Raw genomic sequence first — 20,407 nt, forward strand, 5'->3', positions numbered from 1 at the left:
AAACTTACGCTGTTCCCATCGGTCAGTATCTCCATTACTAAAACTCAAATCAGTGATATACTTAAAGTAACGTTATTGATTACATGACTTGTTTGTTTGGAGTGGAAAATAGATGGGAAACAGAATGACACCGGAAGTTGTTATTGAAAATAATCTGATTCAACATTTAATCACAGGTGAATCGCAGTGGATTTATCGAAAAGATCTTAGAACGGAAGCAGATTTATGGAATAATTTTCGTGAAAAATTGGAAAATAATAATAAGGATATATTGAATCAAGTTCCCTTGACTGAACAGGAGTTTCGTCAAATTCAAAATCAGTTAAACTTTCCAAATTTTTATGAAGCTGCTCGTTGGCTAGTAGGGGAAAATGGGATTGCTAAGGTACAAGTTCAGAGAGAGGATGCGTGTTTAGGAACAATTCGTCTGCGAGTTTTGAATCGGGCTGATGTTGCTGGGGGGATGTCTTCTTATGAAGTGATTAACCAGTTTGAAAGTAATAAGAAATCGTTTGAAGATCAGAATCGACGTTTCGATGTTACATTGCTAATTAATGGACTGCCGATGATTCATATCGAGTTAAAAAATCGAAACCACCCTTACATGGACGCTTTTCGACAAATTAAGAAGTATTTGAAGGAAGGAAAGTTTACTGGAATTTACTCTTCACTTCAGATGTTTGTTGTTTCCAATGGAACTGATACGCGATACATTGCTTCAGCGATGGATACGAAGTTAAATGAACAATTTTTGACAAAATGGGTAGACAAAGACAATCAACCGATCAATGATTATTTGGAATTTTCGGAGGAAGTGTTATCCATTCCTCAAGCGCACAAAATGGTGACACAGTATACCGTAATGGACAAAGAGAAAAAGGCTTTAATCTTGTTACGTCCATATCAAATTCATGCCATTGAAGCGGTCAAAGAAGCTTCGAAACGGCAAGAATCCGGCTATGTGTGGCACACGACTGGTTCAGGTAAAACATTGACTTCTTACAAAGTAGCGCGGAATTTGCTTCAAATTCCCTCTATTAATAAAACGATTTTTATTGTTGACCGAGTGGACTTGGATCAGCAAACCTCTAGCTCTTTTAGTTCTTATGCGGAAAATGACGTGATCGAAGTAGATGAAACGGACAATGTCAGTGACTTGATTAAGAAGCTTTTGTCTGATGATCGTACTGTGATCGTAACGACTATTCAAAAATTGAATCATGTTATGAAGCGTCTTCGTGGAAAAGAAGAGACGAAACGTTACCAACAGTTAACGCAATTAAAAACCGCTTTTATCGTGGATGAGTGTCATCGTGCTGTTTCTCCACAGAAGAAGCAAGAGATTGAAGAGTTTTTCGTTCATTCATTATGGTATGGATTTACCGGAACGCCAATTTTTAAGGAAAATGCTAAGAAAGCATTAGGAAATTTAGCTAGAACTACGGAGCAACAGTATGGCAAAAGACTACATGAGTATACGGTCAAAGAAGCGATTCATGATAAGGCAGTTTTAGGTTTTCAAGTGGAGTATCAAAGCACGTTTTCTGAAGAATCGTTAAATCGAGTAGTGTCTAAGATGTATGCGGAAGATTTGCTAGACGTAGAAGAAATGGACTTGGCTGAAAGAGAAGATATTCTACCCAAAGTTGTTTATGAAGATGAGTATCATATGTTGGAAGTGATTCACTCGATCATTAACAAATCGAGAAAGAAGTTGGGCTTCAGTAAAGGACCCGGACAAACGTATGCGGCTATTTTAACAACATCATCGATTGCTCAGGCACAAAAGTATTATGATTTGTTTAAACGAATAAAAGCAGGAGAGACCGATCTAAAAATTTCGAAAGAAACAAAACGCGTTTTACCTGATTTTCCTAAAATTGCCATCACCTACTCAATTTCTGAAAATGAAGAGGCTTCAATCACTAATCAGGAGAAGATGAAGGAATCTCTTCGTGATTATAATGAAGAATACGGGACAAGCTATTCAATGGAAACTATTCGTGCTTATAATCGCAATGTAAATGATCGTCTGGCGCGTAAGAAGGAAAGATATTTACCACGTTCAGAGCAGTTAGATTTGGTTATTGTTGTGGACCGTCTATTAACAGGTTTTGATGCACCCTGCCTATCCACCTTGTTTATTGATCGACCGCCAATGAAGCCCCATGATTTGATTCAAGCCTTTTCGCGAACGAATCGGCTGTTTGATAAATATAAAAAATATGGACAAATTGTAACGTTTCAGATGCCTCAAACCTTTGAAGACAGTGTCAAAGAAGCGTTAATTTTATATTCAAATGGTGGAGAAAATGTCGTTTTAGCACCTACTTGGGAAGAAGCAGCTGCAGCTTTTAAAGAAGCTATTCAAGCTTTGAAAACGATAGCGCCATCGCCAGAAGAAGTGGATGAATTAAATATTACCTTGAAGAAAAAATTTGCGAAAGCCTTCCAAAAATTGGATAAAACATTTACTTCGGTACAAGTGTACAGTGAATATGAAGACGACATGCTAGGAACTGTTTTTTCGATGAAATTTAAAGAGATCGAAGAATTTAAAGGAAAATACGTCAATGTGTTAGTCGAAATCACACCAGACATAGTAGATGCTGGAGATGATGATACAGAAATCGATATCGAATACGAATTGGAGTCCATTAAAACAGAAGAAATCAACTATGAATATATTTTGATGTTGATTCAATCCTTTGTGCCACAGGGTGATGATGAATATGAATTAATTCCTAAAACAGATCAAAAAGCTGCTGAAGAAGTCACTCGATATTTAGAGGATTTAGGGAAAAATAATTCTAAGATGGCTGATTTAATGAAAAATCTATGGGATGATATTCAAAAAGATCCTGAGGCCTATCGGAATCAAAATGTTTCTGTTCTACTTGAAAACTTAATTCATGACACTACATATGAATTAGTTGAGAAATTTTCTGACAAATGGCAAGTCAATGAAGATGAGCTAGAATTTATGGTTTCTAATTACAATCCTAAAAGATCACGTCAAAATGGTGAAGCAGAGTTAAAACGAACAAGTAATTATGAAGAATACAAACAAAAAGCTGAGGAACCGGTAAGTAAATTAAAATATTGGAAGTCTGTTCGTAAAGAGTTGGACGAGTTGATGTCAGAGGAGATTTTACCACTGAGAAAAATGTAAATACAAAATATTTTCTATTTCTATCATGAACTTTAATATCTCAAAATCTGATTTGATTTCAGCTTTTGGGATATTTTTTTGAATTACAATGGACCAGCTGCAATGTTTATTTTAAAAGGTCATTCAGACTATTTTGATTTTTTTTAACATTAGATGGGCTATGCGCAACAGTATGACTGGATTGATTTTTATCAGGAGTTTGCTACTAAGTTATTACAATATAAAGATAATCGTGATGAATTAGTAGACAATGCTGATAGTATTATTAAAAAAATGATCCATAATTGAAACTTTCAATCTTCCAGTTTTGTAATAGGCTAATACGAAGACTAATCCCATCGATGCATATAAAACGAAGTTAGGGATATCTGTCCCCATATGGATCATGCCGAAGCAGATAATGCAATACAATGCTTAGGATCGGCAGCTTCTTACAAAGCAGCTTAATGATTTCGGCACGAAAAATAATTTCCTCCCAGTAAGACAGAATAGTATCTTTGTTCCGAATAATGTTGGGATAGACCAAGATTATGTAAAGAAACCTTCGATTATTTGGTAGTGCTAGCATTTTTGTACTAAAACTCGCTGTCTACATTAATAGAAACAAGCTCAACTCAAAAGTCTCGTTTTAAAAATGAGAGCTTTGAGTTGAGCTTGTTTTTTGTTTAGAAATGCTTTGAGTGTCGGCGGATATTGGATAATTGTTTACGAAATAGTTATTAAAGAGGTCGTATCGAATGAATCCTTTTGTCCCTCTGATTTTAGTCTAAGCCTCTTAATAAGGATACTTCTCCTTCTTATTTTGAAGTCCCTTCATATGAAACAAGTATCCAAACAATGCACCTAACAAACCACCAATGATATGGGCCATTCTCGAAATATTATCATGGGATATCACACCGCTTACGATTTCATTTCCGATATAAAGCGTGCCTACCAAAATAACTGTAAGGGGAATCTTGCCATCCTTTATGTTAGTGAAGGAAGCTAGCAGTATAAACATAAACACGATGCCACTTGCGCCCAAAAGCATTGTCCGCGGAAAGAAAATGACATTGATCAAGCCGATGATTGCAGAAGTAGCCAGTATCATGATTAACACATTTTTGCTGCCATACTTTTCTTCTACTAATGGCCCAACTGCTAATAATAGTAGAAAGTTTCCCGAATAATGGCTCAAATCCTGATGAACAAGTGTGTGGGTAAATAAGCGTAAATACATCATTGGGTCTGCCCAGGATGAATAGTATATAGCCAATAATTTGTTGATTTCTCCATTCGTCATTACATTTAGAATCAGTACGATAAACGATGCTATGGTCAGTCCTAAAATAACTGGTGAGTTGAAGCTGATTAACTTATCTAGTTTTCTTTTTTCCATGTCATCCCCCTTTTTAGTTAGTAAGATAAGACAAGTCATGATAGTCAACAGAGCGGAATCGAAGCTTTGCTTATTTATGTAAACAAGTCTTACCAAAACTGGTGTTTTAGTAAATAAACGATTCGTCAATGCTTCATCCAAATATAATTTATGATATATAAAGCGATGATAGCATTCATTTTTTTCTTATTCAATCAGACTTAAGCTGTATTGATTCAAGTATCAGTTTTGAAGGAGCGGTTTCTAGCATTTCATGAATTTCTCCCAGGAATTTGCCGGTGGCCGCTGCTTAATTTCAGATTCTGTTTTCACCGTTATTTTTCTTGAAGGTTGAAACAACTTCTTCGGTAAATTGCTTTAATTAAGAAGATTCGATCAACCGCTCTGGTACTGACTGACTGGATGAACTAGTTCGCTATGAAATGAAGCAAAAATGTCGTTTTTTTTTTGGAGGGCTGAGCATATTCTCGAAAGCTAGGAGCGTGTGGCTATTTGTTAAAAAGTGTTTTTAGCGTATAATAATCAAAAATTCTTTTTTTGAAGGGAGTGTCATAAGGATGGTAAAAATTGCTGTAATGGCGGGGACGCCAGTCGATACAAAGATGGGAGCCGCACTGATCCAAGACTTTCCCTGTGAGCTGATCGAGCTTGCTATTTCAAAAAATCCGGTGCAACAGACGTATTTCCAAACCTTGCCGACGTCTGAAAAAATGCAGCAAATTGAAAAAAGAATTCAGCAACTGGTCCGCGAAAAGGTCGATCTGCTGCTAGTTTATTGCAATTCCTTGAGCGCTTCGATCGATTTTGACTATTTTGCCGAGCAGTATGCTTTGACGATTGTGACACCTTTTCAGATGTATGCTGCTTTTGCGGAAAAATATGGGCGCATCGGGGTACTGGCGGCTAACGGCCAAGGTGCAGCGGGCATTGAGAGTGTCTTAGTCCAGCATCATGCGGGCATCCAGGTCTACAATGTCACAAATTTGGATTGGGTCCAAGCCGTCGAAGCGAAGATCGCGCCGAACATCATTGTCGATCAATTTGGCTTGACGGATTCCATGAGCTTTTTCCAGAAAAATCATGTCGAAGCGATCTTGATCGGGTGTACGCATTTCCCATATTTTTTGGCCGAATATCAGTCGAGGACCACAATTCCCTGTCTCAATCCTGATGAGGCGTTAATTGCAACGATAAAATCAATTCTCTTTGACACTGAGAAATTTTAAGCACATTTCTTGAGCAAGACATGGGCGTAAAACACTATTTTATTACAAAACCGCTAAGGCAAACGACTCAGCGGCTTTGTTAGCTATAAAAAGAGCATAAAAGTTTTACATGAATAGATCGCTTTGCAGCAAGAATAGCCATGTCTGACTTCACGAATTAGCGTTATCAGCAATCAGCGGTCTTATTGCTCAAAAGTTATCGGAGCTCACGAAGTTTTTTTTATCAAACGGATTTTTCGGGAGGCGCTTTGGTCCAAAACGCGCTGAATTTTTGAGCGATAAAACAAGCCAATAAAATCGCTGGAAAAAACTGTAAAGGAAACAGCAATAGTAATAAAGAGGCGGTCACGATCGCTTGTTTTAAAATCACCGTCACACTGGCGGCCACGATGATCGCGGTCAAAAGCCCCGGTGTGTAAGGAAAGAGGTTGACAAAGGCAAAGCCGATTGCGGCACCAGCAAAAATCGCCGGGAAAATTTTCCCGCCCCGCCAGCCAAAGGCAAAAGAAAGATTGGTCAAAAAGATTTTTCCCACAGCTAAGAACAGTAAAAAGCCGGCGGTCATCTGCTGATAATTTTCTGAGAGAGGCAGTAGATCATGCTCACCAGAAAAGAGAAAATACGGTGAGATCATGGCCAAACTACCCAATAATAATCCAGCCAAGACGGCTAACAGCAGCGGTCGCTGGATTTTTTCGGCCAATTTGTCACTGAATGTTTCTAACGCTAAAAACAGACAGCCAAAAGCAATGCCGACTAGTAAAGCAGGGATAGCTAACAAGAAGGCTTGGGGTGTCCAGTCAACGACCGGAATCCGGATCTTGAAAATCGTTTCTTTAGGAACCAGCTGCTCTACTAGCGAAAAACCGACCAAACCGAAGGCCGTGGTCAGGGCGTAGAGAACCAGCTTTTTCCATTTTAAGCGGCGAGTCTTGCTCGTATATTCTTCTTCTAATGGTTCTGAGATTCCAGCTAAGGGTGCATTGAAGATCGTTGCCAGCATCGCACCAATCCCTAGTTTTAGAAATTCTTCCCTTCGCGCAAAAGTAAATTTTAAATGGTCACCTACCCAAGTGACCAATCCTCCTAAGATACAGGCTAAGGCAGCTTCCGGTCCTAAACTTGCCCCAAAAGATAAAACCAGAACGGCACCTAAAAAGTTTTTGGCTAATTTTTTCTTATATTTGACTGCTTTCGTCGCTTTGAATTCTTCCATGGTATCTTCCATTGATTTAGGATAATCGCCTACATAGATTTGGAATAAGCCGACCAAGACCCCGCCGATCAATCCGAAAATGATCGGATAGTAAATAGGCAGATCGAAACTAACAGGCACAATCTCCCATAACAGTTGGCTCAGCAAATTGACGAGCGTCAAAAAAGCCCCTGAGACTAAACCAACACATAAACCAAGCACAGCCGCATAGATGGTGAACATACTTTTAAATTTCATTGAAGGCCCCCTTTTTAATTTTAGTTGGAGCAAGTAGCTGCTCCCGATATTGGCTATTTCGATGTAGCCATATTGCTTATTGGTTCATAATTCATACAAGACATGGGCATTGTTTTGCGTTTCATTTGAAACATGTTCAGTACTTACTTTACTTAATATTTTAACAAAGTTGGGTCGAAAAAGTGAGTAAAGCCCTTTTATATCACAATGAGGAAGGGCTGTATCGATTAGTTTTGCCACTGCAGAGATCAAAAACGTTATGGCATTGATCTATGGCGTTCGCCAGAGTGATGGATCAAGCACTTTGGAACGCTAAAAATGAAAAGTTTCAATTGGTACAAAGAAGTGAACGCCTCAAATGGCGGCTCATTAACGGAATAGTAACGTCAACCCGGAGAAGGCAGTCGGTTCTCCGAGTTTATTTGAAACAAAGCTTTCTAAAAATGGCTGAAATCTAATTTTTAAAAATTGGTACTTTTAGTCAAACAGATTAGTTTACAGTTGAATGGTGAAGGTTCTATAATCAAACTGTACCTACCGATAGGTACAGAGAAAGTTGGAGGTTCGTCATGGAAAAATATGAAAATATTATTATAGGTTTCGGTAAAGGCGGCAAAACGTTAGCTAAAACGTTAGCTGCTAAAGGTCAAACGGTATTAGTGATTGAAAAATCTCAACGAATGTACGGTGGAACATGTATTAATATTGGTTGTATACCTTCGAAATCTTTGATTTTAAATGGTGAAAAAAAGTTAACCTTTAATGAAGCGGTTGAACATAAGGAACAGTTAACAGGCATGCTACGTAATAAAAATTATCATATGATTGCAGATGAACCAACCGGCAAAGTTTTAGATGGGACGGCTAAATTCATTTCAGATCATGTGTTGGAAGTCACATTACCGGACCAATCAACGATCCAAGTTGAAGGAGAAAAAATCTTTATCAATACCGGTGCTCTCCCAGTGATCCTGCCAATCCCTGGGTTACAAAACAGTCGCTATTTATTGGATTCTACCAGTGCGATGGATCTAAGCGAATTGCCTGAAACATTGGTGATCATCGGAGCCGGCTACATTGGCTTGGAATTTGCGGCGATGTTTGCTAGCTATGGGAGTAAAGTGATCGTTTTAGATGCCAACCCAAGCTTTATCCCTCGGGAGGACGATGATATCGCTGAAATGATTTATCGGGATCTCACTGCAGTTGGCATTGAGTTTCATCTCGGTGTTGCGGTGGATCAGATTCAAGACAAAACCAACATGGCTGAAGTGACTTATACGGAAAATGGCACTGTTAAAAAAATAGCAGCGAACAACGTCTTAGCTGCTACCGGCAGAAAACCCAACACGGCTGATCTAGGCTTGGAAAACACGACGATTCAAGTGAACGAACGCGGGGCCGTTGTGGTGGACGATTTGTTAAAAACAACAGCCGAAGATGTTTGGGCGATCGGTGACGTCAAAGGTGGTCTGCAATTTACCTATATCTCATTAGATGACTACCGGATTATCTTAGATCAATTAACTGATGAAGGTACGCGCCGAGTTTCTGATCGAAGCGTAGTTCCATACAGCGTATTTATTACCCCACCATTATCCAATGTTGGATTAACCGAAAAAGCAGCTCAAAAAGCCAATATCAACTATAAACTTTTCAAATTTATGACGGCTGGAGTACCTAAGGCGCAGGTCATGGAAGATGCGAAGGGGGTCTTTAAAGTATTGGTCGACCCTGACACGGAGCAAATTCTAGGGGCTAGCATTTACGCGGAAGAATCACATGAAGTGATCAATTTGATTGCCCTAGCAATCAAGGCTAAATTGCCGTATACGATGTTACGAGATCATATTTATTCTCACCCAACCATGAGTGAAGCTCTGAATGATGTGTTGAAGTAGTAGCTTTCAGTACTTACTGGAATTTAAAGACCAGCACCCTGCAACCTTATCAGGTGGTCAAAAGCAACGGCTTGTTTTTGCGGTGGGATTAATGCGTGAACCAGAACTTTTGATCTTAGATGAGCCAACTTCTGGTTTAGATGCCGGAAATATGCGAAGAGTCCAGCGAATGATTAAAGAATACGCGAAGCGGGGAGTCACGTTCATGATCATTACCCACGATTTTGAATTTGCGAAAGGTTTTGGTCGTCAGACGATTCAGTTAGATCATTTTAGTAAAGATAAACAAAAGAAATTAGCTTACCAATTATTATAATTGGATATCTTTTTTTGATGAACATCGCCATTGATTTGTAGTTATCTAAATGACTATGAATCAATGGGATCGCATCAACTAATTTTGACTAAGTAAGTATGAAAAATATATAAAAAGACGATGCTATAATTGATGGTATGTTTTTGAACGATGAGCCTTGCTTATAATCCGTTGTTGGAGATTATTCATTTAAAATTAAATATTGAAATAGGAAGTCTCTGTTGTTTCGTTTTCTCATATTTTAGGAAAAAGTTTGATTTGATTCAGCTGTTTGACCTGAATTCTTTTGGCTTGGCTGAACTTTTATAAAAGCTTGTTGCTCATAGCTACTCTCAAAAGTATTGCGACTTGTTTTTACCGAACTACTATGCGGAGAACTATCGGTGCTCTCAGGACTGTTTTTGGCTAACAAATAACCTAAAACACCCAAAACAAAACTACCAACTGCTAAAGTCGCAATTACCCCTAATAAAAAAAAACCAAACCTCTTCATCTTTATCTTCATTAAGATCACTCCATAATACAAATATTTTAGTATAGAAATAAACTAACATAGCGTCACTTCATAGATTAATAGCTTATACCCATTTTACTCCTTTTAATTTTAACAAATACCACAAAAATTTATTTTGACAAATTTTTCTTGATGATTATTTAATCTTGCCTGAATTATTCTTGTTTACATCCTTTGTAAGAGACAAGATTGCAGTTGCTTTATGGAATTCCTTCATCTTTCTAACTTTGATGAGAGCCATGACTTGTCGCATTGTTGTTCATCTAGCACATATTTCAATGGTAGCAAATTCTATAAGTTAAGTAAGTAGGTTGGTATTAGGATTTAGGAAGAACGAATCCGAAGTTATTAATAAGACCGATTTCAAAAGAAACAAAAAGTGTAATCCTAATAGAATGACTATGTGTTCCATTTTACTTTCAATTTTGAAAACAAGATTGCTGAGCCAACAATGATTGAGAAATAAAAAACTTAAATAATAGGTGAGCGGACTCTTTCGAAATAGTAATAGAAAAAGACGAGTGAACTGCCAGAAAAGGCTAAAACAGTTAGCATGTCTAAAAGAGAAGGACGTTTGGTAAATAAGGCAATTTTATAGGCGCTAAAATACCACAAAGGACACAAATAAGAAAAGCAACAATATCTTTGACTACCATAGTCACGGCCCTCAAATACGTTGTAATTGTTTTACAAATGTAGTAAATCGACAATGCTGCTTACATTTTGACAAATCAATCAGGTAATGGTTTAATGGTTTAAAAATAAGAACCATTAAATGGAGAGAAGTATAATGAATGAGTTAATCAAATTAAAAGCAGAATTTGCCGATATAAGCAGCTTTTTGGTCGCATTAGGAGACGAGAAGAGGCAAGCAATTATTTTGCGGTTATTGGAAGAGGAAAGTTGCCAAGGTTTGCGGGTGAACGAGTTGATCGAAGCGACCAATTTATCACGGCCCGCAGTTTCCCATCATCTTAAAATTTTAAGAGATGCGAAGCTGGTGGATTATCGTCGCGAAGGAACGAAGAATTACTATTATTTAACGCATGTCACGACTGAGATTGACAAGTTAAAAAAATTACTGACGAATGTGACGACTGCTATGGAGAAAAGGAAAGTGTAAATGGTATGAAAAAAGTATTAATTGGGAGATGCGGATGTTTTTCCGATGAGAATGAGCTTGAATATTATGTTGAAAATAGCGCAATATTCCCAATCAATACCCACTTGAAACTTGCTGAATATCAACAAAAAGGAGATAGTCTTCAAGCTGCGCTAGTCTAAATTTATTTGTTGAAAAATAGGTTAGTTTTTATCGAGGCCAGAATCTTTGTAGAGTATTCCTTCGAATATTTGACGAATCAACGATTCGAGATTTGGATCAAAATTATTAGAATAGATTCTTTATATATGAATCATGTATATTACAGTGAGATGCAGGGACAGTAAGAACCCATAATCTGGATATGTGGATGGGTGAAAAACTAGCGCTATTCTAGTAAATAGTAAACGTACCATAAGGGGGCTCTTTTAGCCTAATTAGTTGGAAATTCATAGAATTCTTTGGGATCAAATTTCGTTTTGAATTTAAATAACTAAACTAGAGTGTTCTATTATTAACTCATTATTCTTCAAAATTTCTTTTATAAATCTAAAATTGTTTGTTGACAGTGTTAATTCATTTTGTTATTATTTCCATGAAAATAAAATATGATTTGTTAGGTGAGGCTCCTATGCAAACATAGGCTACTGCCCAAAAATGTCGAGAGACGCCAATGGGTAGAACAGGGATTGTCGAATACAAGGCTTTTCTTAAGGTAGCTAAGATGTTTGTCTTTACGTTGTATAGTGCCAAAACTCAACGATTAGATCGACGTCTTATTTTGTCATGTGATTTGATGATTTTAGAACGGTTTTTCGCGGAGTTTTTGTGCGAAAAACCGTTTTTTTTATTTAACATATTCATTTTTATTTTTAATAACCTAGAGAGGAAGTGATGCTATGAATTTTTAATTATGTTGCTTATGAGTGTACTGGCAGGTGGATTGATTGGAATTGAACGTCAGTGGCGAAAAAAACTAGCTGGAGTACGTACGATGGTTTTAGTTTCACTGGGAGCAACAATTTTTGTTTCTTTGTCTTCGACATTTACGGCAGATACTAGCCCAACAAGAATAGCAGCACAAGTAGTTAGCGGGATAGGTTTTTTGGCAGGGGGTATCATTTTACGGGATGGTTTTAGCGTTACAGGTTTAAATACTGCTGCGACACTTTGGTGTACAGCTGCAGTAGGAGTAATGATTGGTGCGGGATCGATTAAAGAAGGGTTCTTGGCAGCAATTGTGATCACTTTTGTTAACATTGTGATACGTTTTATTTCTCATCGATTTGATCAAATTGCGGAAGTTTATCGACCTGATACTATAGATAACGTGCAAAATTCCTTTTTGATCATTACAGGTAAAATTTCATCTGAAGTTTCGCTGAGAACAGAAACTATCGCCCAACTAGATCGGTATTATTTATCATTCTATCATTTTGTATGTCAAGACCTTGCTGGAGATATGGTTCAATTACAGGTTGAGCTTGAACCCGCTTCAAATATGGATCTAGCAATGAAGGAAATCATTGCTCATTTATCGAGAAACAAAGAAGTACTTGAAGTTTATCAGCTAACGAAGGAGGAAGAAACATGGTAAAACAGTGTTTACTATAGTTAGATGGGATAGTCGAACTTATCGGGAAGCGATTATTTTACGGAATGAGTTATTGAGAGTTAGCGCGGGACAATCCTATTTGACAGCCTCACCTATCAGTGAGATAAACGACATTCATTTGGTGGTCAAACGGAATGGTGTGACAGTAGGTACTCTACTAATGCATCCCTGCTCTTCAAACTGCATTCAAATAAAGCAAGTGGCTATTCATCCAGATTATCAAGGAAGAAGTTTGGGGAAAAGACTGATTATGTATGCCGAGCAGGTAGCTAGAAATTTTAACTTTTCCATCATTTTTTTAACTGGAAGAAAACAAGCCTGGGGATTTTATGAAAAAATGGGGTATTGTGATTTAATGGATGCTTATCATGAAAATGGGTTGACATTAAAAGTATTTAAAAAAGAATTAGTATACTTTTCGAAAAAAAAGGAGATGAAAACAAATGGATGACAGTAGTTCGAGGCAGTTGGGTTTGCGGAAAAAGAGTGAACTAAAAACAAATCAATTATTATTGTCTATTTGTTTTTAGTTCCTGGACTCTCCAAACCCTAGCAAGGAGGAAGTTTTATGAAGACGCTAGGAAATATCATTCTATACCTAATGATTGGGATAGGATTGTGGCGAATTTTTTTTGGAGAGAAGGAAAGAAGAGTGGAAATTAAAAATAATGGGAATCACGATGTAAATTATGGTTTAATAGCACGAAAAACAATTGAAAATCTTTTTGATACATTTCAAACATCAAAAAAAGGACTGTCTGAGGGACAAGCAATCAGAGCAAGAAATGAATATGGGGATAATAAGATTTCATATGGAAAGAAAACCCCCTTTTTCATTGAAATGGTAAAAGCTTATATCACTCCCTTTACGTTAGTTCTGATTGGATTGGGGATTACTTCTTTTATTACAGATGTTGTTATTGCGGCACCGGAGGAACGTGATTTTTTTGGTAGTTGTATTATTTTTGCAATGGTTTTGATTAGTGGAACAATGACGTTGATTCAATCTGTACGATCAAATCAAGCGGCGGAAAAACTAAAATCGCTTGTAAAAGTAACGGCAACCGTAAAACGTAAGAACAAATATGATGAAATTCCTATGGAAGAAATTGTCTGTGGAGATATTGTCAAATTATCAGCTGGGGATATGATTCCGGCTGATATCCGACTCATTGCAACTAAGGACTTGTTTATTTCACAATCCGCACTAACAGGAGAAAGCTATCCGGTCGAAAAGCGTTCAGAAGCTATTATTACGCAAAATCATTCTGAAACTAGCTACGAGAATATGGTGTATATGGGAAGCAATGTTATTAGCGGAAGTGCCGAAGGTGTGGTAATTGGAACTGGTAATCGTACTCTATTTGGAAATGTTGCGGGATCATTATCAAGTAAGCCGATTCAAACTAGTTTCGAAACGGGCATTCGAAAAACTTCTTTTCTCTTTATCAAGTTTATGGCTTTGATGGCACCAACAGTTATAGTCATCAACGGATTTACTAAAGGGGATTGGATGGAAGCTTTTCTATTTGGTTTATCTGTAGCGGTTGGTTTGACGCCTGAAATGTTGCCTATGATTGTTACAACCAATTTGGTCAAAGGGGCAACAGCTATGGCGAAGAAAGGAACGGTTATAAAAAATCTCAATTCGATTCAAAATTTCGGTGCTATTGATGTGTTGTGTACCGACAAAACAGGAACACTGACACAAGATAAGATCATTTTGGAGTATCATTTGGACTTATCTGGCGAGGAAGACGACCGTGTATTACGCCATGCTTATTTAAACAGTTATTATCAAACAGGATTAAAAAACTTGTTGGACGTTGCTATTATTGATGCGGCAAAAGAAGAACTGGATACGAAAGAAATACGTTACAAAAAAGTTGATGAAATTCCTTTTGATTTTGAACGTAGACGTATGAGTGTGGTAGTAGAAGATACTAGTGGAAAAACCCAAATGATCACTAAGGGTGCAATTGAAGAAATGTTGAGCATCTCAAGCTTTGTAGATTTTAGAGGGACCGTTACAGAATTGACTGATGAGGTTAGACAAGAAATATTGAAAAAGGTAAGCGAATTAAATGAAGATGGCTTACGAGTGATTGGTGTTGCACAAAAGACAAATCCTAGCGTTGTAGGAGAGTTTTCAGTAGCAGACGAATCTGAGATGGTTTTAATTGGCTATTTAGCCTTTTTAGACCCTCCAAAAGAAACAACTAAACAAGCATTAGAGACTTTAAAGACGCATGGAGTTGGTGTGAAAGTGTTGACTGGGGATAATGTCTTGGTAACACAGTCAGTTTGTAAACAAGTTGGCTTGGGGACAGAAAAGTTAATTAGTGGTGAGGATATTACAAATATTTCAGATCAAGAACTTAGCCATTTAGTAGAAAAATACAACGTATTTGTAAAACTAAATCCACACCAAAAGCAACAAATTACGCGGGTTTTACGCGAAAATGGTCATACTGTAGGATTTCTTGGTGACGGAATCAATGATGCACCAGCTATGAAAGCAGCAGATGTTGGTATCTCAGTGGATACCGCGGTTGACATTGCCAAAGAATCCGCCGACGTTATTTTATTGGAAAAAGACTTGATGATTTTGGAACGAGGGATTATTTCTGGACGAGAAACATTTGGAAACATCATGAAATATATCAAAGCCACAGCAAGTTCAAATTTCGGAAACATGTTTTCAGTTTTAGTTGCCAGTACATTCTTACCATTTTTACCAATGTTACCTTTACAAATTCTCTTTTTAAATCTTATCTATGATATTTCCTGTGTATCGATTCCTTGGGATCACATGGATAGAGAATATCTAGATGAACCGAAACGTTGGGAAGCTTCTAGTATTGGGAAATTTATGATTTGGTTAGGACCAACAAGTTCCGTGTTTGATATTACGACCTATTTACTCATGTATTTTGTCATTTGTCCGGCTGTTATTGGCGGAGAATTTCATACTCTGACACCAGCTCAACAAGTCGCGTTTATTGCTGTGTTCCATGCTGGTTGGTTTGTGGAATCCTTATGGTCACAGACTTTAGTACTACATGCATTACGGACGCCGAAGATTCCGTTTATTCAAAGCAGGGGTTCATTTATCATGACAGCTATTACTTCACTAGGTATTGCTGTAGGGACAGTCTTGCCATTTACAAACTTTGGACAAAGTTTAGGGTTAGCAGCTTTACCGACCGATTATTGGTTATGGTTAGCAGCTACTACTGTGTCGTACTTGGCTTTAGTGACCATCGTGAAACGATTCTATATCCATCGTTATAAAGAGTTGCTATAAAATAGACTATCTTACAGTATACAGTCAAGTAGGCAATTTTTCAGGTTACCCGTCATCAAAAAAATAGTGTGTTCCTTTTACGAAGGGAACAACGAAAGAAGTGAGAAGAGTGAGATTGTTAGTGATTTTTATACTTTTCTTGTTGTATATGTGTGTGTGTCTGTACTGGTCGTTTGTGATTCAAAGCAACAGAAATATAGTGAAGACTCCATTTCATTATTTATTTATAATTAATGATTTTAATGGAGACTTGTCAATAATATTCTTGTGAAGAGATCATTAATCTCGAGGGAGGGAAAAAATGATTCGAGGAAAAAGATAAGGCTATGTCCCACGAATGAACAATTAATGAAGCTATGGCAATCCGCGGGAACTGCTCGTTGGGTCTATAACTATACAATAAGTATGCAACGTATGAATTATCGATTTAATAATGGAGGATTCCTTTCCGACCAGGTGATTCGAAAACATATTACAAAAATGAAAAAACGGCCTAAATACTATTGGTTAAGCTTAGTGTCGAATAATATAGCAAAGCAAGCTGTTAAAGATGCTTGTGATGCTTACAAAAAGTGGTTTCATGTAATAGATGGGTCAAGTAATTTATATGTTGAAATTCCGAAATATAAAACTAAGAAGAAAACAACTCCCTCATTTTATAATGATTCAACACGTATAAAGTTTAAGGATAAGTCTGTATTGTTGGAAAAAATAGGTTGGGTAAAATCGAATGTAAATTTGCCGGTGAATAAGAAAGTATATAATCCTAGAATCTCTTTTGACGGAAAGTATTGGTATTTAGCTGTGGGATTAGAAGTTGATCAAATAACTTATCCAATAAGTGGTACTTTGGGAATTTGCTTGGATGGAACTTATCCAGTTGTGTTATCTACGGGAGAAAAATTTACTTCAATAAACCAAACTGACACAATGCGAAAACTTGAGAAAAAACTAGCTAGACTAAAACAACAACATCGTCGAAAGATAAGGATGAACGAAGATAAATTATTTGTTGAAAAAAAGAATCTTCACAAGTTAGAGATAAGAATTCAATTGATCTACAGGAAAATTTCAAATATTCGTGAAAACTATTGGCACTATGTTACCATGACCATTCTCAGGAAGCGCCCTGAGAAAATAGTGATTTCTTATTTACCCCTTCATGAATTAATGAAAAAACAAGAACATCAGAAAAGGTTATCAAAGGAGTGCTATTATGAATTAAAAAGGCAACTCCACTACAAATGTGAAGAACTAAATATTGATTTTACCGAAGTGGCCCCAACCGATCCTTGTAGTAAAATATGTTATAGATGTAAAAGTATGAACTTTAATCTTTTAGAATCTGGAGTTGTATACCAGTGTCTAGAATGCAACAACACAATTTTAAAGGATAGAAACACTAGTTTAAATTTAATCGATTATAGTATTAATTAGATAATGTAGGACGCGTTGCATCCGAATATACGCCTGTGGAGTGTTATGCTTCTATTCATTTTTTATAATTAATAGTTTAGCTTCAACACGATGAATCAGGAAATAAACAATATTTATATTGACTTTAATAGATATTGGCAACGACTCCTAGAATGCATGTTAGTGGGTCATAATAGTATTCTTTAGGTATTTATATCAATGATTTTTAGCCAATATTTTTTGGAAAGTATATAAAAATCATATTTTAGTGATAAAAACTCCTTACGATATACCGATAAATGGTTATCAACCGTTTATTTTATCAAAAGGAGTTTTTTTATCGTAAACGGTGAGAGTATATAATATTTTGTATAAGTTTCAATAGTAAAATGAAATAAAACAATTCGGGAGGAGTGACCATGAGTATGCTCTCTAAAGATCAAATTAAAGAAATGATTCAACACTATGATATTAAGACTATTGAGACATAAGAGACGCGTTTAAGGAAGGAGTTTGGTGAAACGGTTCAAAAGATTACGGAAGCCAAATTGAAGACACACCTCGCTACGAAAAACACGACAAAAAGACTAAAAAATTAGTCTTTTTTTTGTTGACGCCATTTCAATGGAGTCATGTGAGCAACTTTTTTGAATGAGCGAATAAAGTAGCTAGGTTCCAGAAAGCCAAGCGTATCACTTATCGCGTTAACTGAAAGGTCAGTAGTGAGTAACAATTCTTGTGCCCAATATATTTTCAGCTTTGCGTAGATCTGGCTGAAGGGCTCACCAAATTCTCTACGCAATAGCCGGCTGAGATAGTTAGGACTTACATTCACTAACTTAGCAAGAGTGTGTAAATCAAGATGCTGATCTTTATTCGTAAAGATTGCATCGATTGCAGGTTGGAGTAGTTTATTTTCGGCTAAGTAGATACCACTGTCTTGCAGTCTTTTCTTTAATAGCGAGTAGCGTAAAGTATCATTTAAAAAGAGTGAGTCATGTTGCTCGGAATCTTGCTGATTACCGGCTGATTTTTTTGAAAAACGTAAAGTCTTGTTGTACGACATGGCAAGAAAATCTTTTTTAATGGCTTCACTGACGATATATTCAGACAACTCTTCTAGCATGTCTGCCGTAAGTTTAAGGTCATTTAAAGATACCTGAGGATAATTCTCCAATAACTGATAGTGCTCACTTTTAAAAGCAGCAACTTCTGGCAGATTTTTCAAATCTAGTACTTGTTCTAAATCGTCTTGATCATGATTTAACATGATTTCTCCTGCCATAATCGCGCCGACGTAACGTCCCTCTACTGTAATTGGGATCGCCATGTCAATAATATCGAAATGACATCTATAAATGAATGGCCGGTAAGTTCGGGCAGCCTCAAGCCCGCCACGAGCATCACACTTTTCGCAGTATTTGCTCATTTGAGGGTCGGTACGAGCTAAATGGCAAAATGGCTTTACCTGACTGTGGCGCGTTACTGGAACGCCTCGATAATCAACTAATAGAATAGCTAAATGTGTAGCACTAGCAATTTTATCTTGAAGCTTTTCCCATTTTTCTATATCTAGTACAGTGTCAAGTTCAAAAGCATTTTCCACTCGAACCGCCTCCTTTTGTATGATTATACCCCTTTTTTTATTAATGATAAATAATCCTATTTTGTAAGATAATCCTGTTTAAATTGACGAGAAAGCGCCATCATAGTGTCATGCTTTTTAACTGAATACGATGTATGATTCAAATATAGAAATCAGTATTTAGCGGCAAGTGAAAAAAGTAACTTGTCTAAAATTTTAAAAAGGATGATCGCAATGAAAAATAATTTTGATTTTATGATGCCTAGTGTGAACTTCTTTGGTCCTGGTGTAATCGAAAAAATTGGTGAACGCGCGCAATTACTGAATATGAAAAAAGTATTATTAGTAACTGACAGTTTTTTGCGTAATCTTGAAAATGGCCCTGTTAAACAAACGGAAGCAAGCCTAAAAGCTGCTGGTGTGGAGTATGTGTTTTTTGATGGTGTAGAGCCTAACCCTAAGATCCGTAATGTAATGGATGGTGCTGCGATCTATAGAGACAGCTTATGCGATTCCATTATTACCATTGGTGGAGGTTCAGTCCATGATTGCGGTAAAGGAATCGGTATTGTACTAACTAATGGGGATGACGTAACAAAGTTGGCAGGGATAGAAACTTTGAAAAATCCATTGCCGCCACTAATGGCCGTTAATACAACAGCCGGTACCGCTTCTGAAATTACACGTCATGCGGTTTTGACAAATGAAGAAACGCATCTAAAATTTGTGGTTGTGTCATGGCGTAATGTGCCATTAGTATCTTTTAACGATCCATTGCTTATGTTAGATGTACCTACCAAATTAACAGCTGCAACTGGTATGGATGCACTATGTCATTGTGTTGAATCTTATGTATCTGAAAATCGAAATCCTATCACTGATGCACAAGCAGAAAAAGGGATCAAATTGATTGGTCAATACTTGCGTCGAGCGGTAGCAAATGGGCACGATTTGGAAGCACGAACCAATATGGCATATGCTTCGCTTTTAGCAGGAATGGCCTTCAATAATGCAGATTTAGGCTATGTGCATGCCATGGCTCACCAATTAGGCGGACAATACGATGCACCGCATGGCGTATGTTGTGCGGTATTGATGCCAACTGTTGAACGCTGGAATATGATAGCTAGTCCAGAACGGTTTGCAGATATCGCTGTCTTTTTAGGAGAAAACATTGAAGGCCTAGGTAAAATGGAAGCAACAGAAAAAGGAATTGCTGCTTTGGAAAGAATTTCAGAAGATGTTGGTATTCCAGTGAATATAAAGGCAATTGGTGCTAATCCTAAAGACTTCGATCTGATGGCAGATAACGCATTGAAAGACGGGAACGCTTTTTCTAATCCGCGTAAAGGTACCAAAGAAGATATTGTAGAATTATTTACTCAAGCTTACAATGCGTAGCTTTTATTGATAAACCAT

General features: G+C 37.1%; 16 protein-coding genes and 1 riboswitch. Of the genes, 11 read left to right on the forward strand and 5 right to left on the reverse strand.

The window, feature by feature from the left end:
* The first annotated feature begins 112 nt into the window (after nucleotides 1-112).
* On the forward strand, nucleotides 113-3,172 hold the full coding sequence (locus RV00_RS09545) for a type I restriction endonuclease subunit R, EcoR124 family (RefSeq protein ID WP_071862385.1): 3,060 nt from the start codon (nucleotides 113-115) through the stop codon (nucleotides 3,170-3,172).
* 240 nt (nucleotides 3,173-3,412) lie between these two features.
* On the opposite strand, the gene RV00_RS16880 is transcribed toward RV00_RS09545, so the two are convergent.
* Nucleotides 3,413-3,583: a CPBP family glutamic-type intramembrane protease gene (locus tag RV00_RS16880; RefSeq protein WP_084133280.1), complete on the reverse strand. Its 171-nt coding sequence runs from the start codon at nucleotides 3,581-3,583 to the stop codon at nucleotides 3,413-3,415.
* A gap of 364 nt (nucleotides 3,584-3,947) precedes the next feature.
* Complete coding sequence (locus RV00_RS09555) at nucleotides 3,948-4,553, reverse strand: rhomboid family intramembrane serine protease (protein ID WP_071862386.1); 606 nt, start codon at nucleotides 4,551-4,553, stop codon at nucleotides 3,948-3,950.
* A gap of 557 nt (nucleotides 4,554-5,110) precedes the next feature.
* On the opposite strand from RV00_RS09555, the gene RV00_RS09560 reads away from it, so the two are divergent.
* Nucleotides 5,111-5,779, forward strand: coding sequence for an aspartate/glutamate racemase family protein (locus RV00_RS09560; RefSeq protein WP_071862387.1), 669 nt, complete (start codon nucleotides 5,111-5,113; stop codon nucleotides 5,777-5,779).
* A gap of 223 nt (nucleotides 5,780-6,002) precedes the next feature.
* Here RV00_RS09560 and RV00_RS09565 read toward each other — a convergent pair whose 3' ends face one another.
* The gene (locus RV00_RS09565) at nucleotides 6,003-7,232 is read right to left on the reverse strand and encodes a chloride channel protein (RefSeq protein ID WP_071862388.1); all 1,230 of its coding nucleotides are present in this window, start codon (nucleotides 7,230-7,232) and stop codon (nucleotides 6,003-6,005) included.
* A gap of 569 nt (nucleotides 7,233-7,801) precedes the next feature.
* Between RV00_RS09565 and RV00_RS09570 the strand changes: the two genes are divergently transcribed.
* The gene (locus RV00_RS09570) at nucleotides 7,802-9,133 is read left to right on the forward strand and encodes an FAD-dependent oxidoreductase (protein WP_071862389.1); all 1,332 of its coding nucleotides are present in this window, start codon (nucleotides 7,802-7,804) and stop codon (nucleotides 9,131-9,133) included.
* A 16-nt stretch (nucleotides 9,134-9,149) separates the two neighbouring features.
* The gene (locus RV00_RS09575; protein ID WP_446682002.1) at nucleotides 9,150-9,449 is read left to right on the forward strand and encodes an ATP-binding cassette domain-containing protein; all 300 of its coding nucleotides are present in this window, start codon (nucleotides 9,150-9,152) and stop codon (nucleotides 9,447-9,449) included.
* A gap of 241 nt (nucleotides 9,450-9,690) precedes the next feature.
* Here RV00_RS09575 and RV00_RS09580 read toward each other — a convergent pair whose 3' ends face one another.
* On the reverse strand, nucleotides 9,691-9,954 hold the full coding sequence (locus RV00_RS09580) for a hypothetical protein (RefSeq protein ID WP_071862390.1): 264 nt from the start codon (nucleotides 9,952-9,954) through the stop codon (nucleotides 9,691-9,693).
* 799 nt (nucleotides 9,955-10,753) lie between these two features.
* Here RV00_RS09580 and RV00_RS09590 point away from each other — a divergent pair.
* The 6 genes from RV00_RS09590 to RV00_RS09615 all read left to right on the forward strand — a co-directional run bounded on the left by RV00_RS09590 (nucleotide 10,754) and on the right by RV00_RS09615 (nucleotide 17,424).
* A complete protein-coding gene (locus RV00_RS09590) occupies nucleotides 10,754-11,086 on the forward strand; it encodes an ArsR/SmtB family transcription factor (RefSeq protein ID WP_071862391.1) in 333 nt (110 codons plus the stop codon).
* Nucleotides 11,087-11,091: 5 nt separating this feature from the next.
* Nucleotides 11,092-11,247, forward strand: a complete 156-nt coding sequence (locus tag RV00_RS16415; RefSeq protein ID WP_169818944.1) for a hypothetical protein — start codon at nucleotides 11,092-11,094, stop codon at nucleotides 11,245-11,247.
* Nucleotides 11,248-11,670: 423 nt separating this feature from the next.
* A riboswitch (M-box (ykoK) riboswitch) is annotated at nucleotides 11,671-11,840 on the forward strand.
* Nucleotides 11,841-11,987: 147 nt separating this feature from the next.
* Nucleotides 11,988-12,662: an MgtC/SapB family protein gene (locus RV00_RS09600; protein ID WP_071862559.1), complete on the forward strand. Its 675-nt coding sequence runs from the start codon at nucleotides 11,988-11,990 to the stop codon at nucleotides 12,660-12,662.
* Nucleotides 12,663-12,759: 97 nt separating this feature from the next.
* A complete protein-coding gene (locus RV00_RS09605; RefSeq protein ID WP_249024088.1) occupies nucleotides 12,760-13,131 on the forward strand; it encodes a GNAT family N-acetyltransferase in 372 nt (123 codons plus the stop codon).
* Nucleotides 13,132-13,248: 117 nt separating this feature from the next.
* Complete coding sequence (mgtA, locus tag RV00_RS09610) at nucleotides 13,249-15,987, forward strand: magnesium-translocating P-type ATPase (protein ID WP_084133281.1); 2,739 nt, start codon at nucleotides 13,249-13,251, stop codon at nucleotides 15,985-15,987.
* 267 nt (nucleotides 15,988-16,254) lie between these two features.
* Nucleotides 16,255-17,424 (forward strand): RNA-guided endonuclease InsQ/TnpB family protein, encoded by a 1,170-nt coding sequence (locus RV00_RS09615; RefSeq protein WP_276327100.1) that lies wholly within the window; start codon nucleotides 16,255-16,257, stop codon nucleotides 17,422-17,424.
* Nucleotides 17,425-17,998: 574 nt separating this feature from the next.
* On the opposite strand, the gene RV00_RS09620 is transcribed toward RV00_RS09615, so the two are convergent.
* On the reverse strand, nucleotides 17,999-19,009 hold the full coding sequence (locus RV00_RS09620) for a PocR ligand-binding domain-containing protein (protein WP_071862392.1): 1,011 nt from the start codon (nucleotides 19,007-19,009) through the stop codon (nucleotides 17,999-18,001).
* 213 nt (nucleotides 19,010-19,222) lie between these two features.
* Here RV00_RS09620 and RV00_RS09625 point away from each other — a divergent pair, with 213 nt between their 5' ends.
* Nucleotides 19,223-20,389: an iron-containing alcohol dehydrogenase gene (locus RV00_RS09625; protein WP_071862393.1), complete on the forward strand. Its 1,167-nt coding sequence runs from the start codon at nucleotides 19,223-19,225 to the stop codon at nucleotides 20,387-20,389.
* Nucleotides 20,390-20,407: the final 18 nt, after the last annotated feature.

The sequence above is a fragment of the Enterococcus devriesei genome (assembly GCF_001885905.1).
Lineage (GTDB): Bacteria > Bacillota > Bacilli > Lactobacillales > Enterococcaceae > Enterococcus_A > Enterococcus_A devriesei.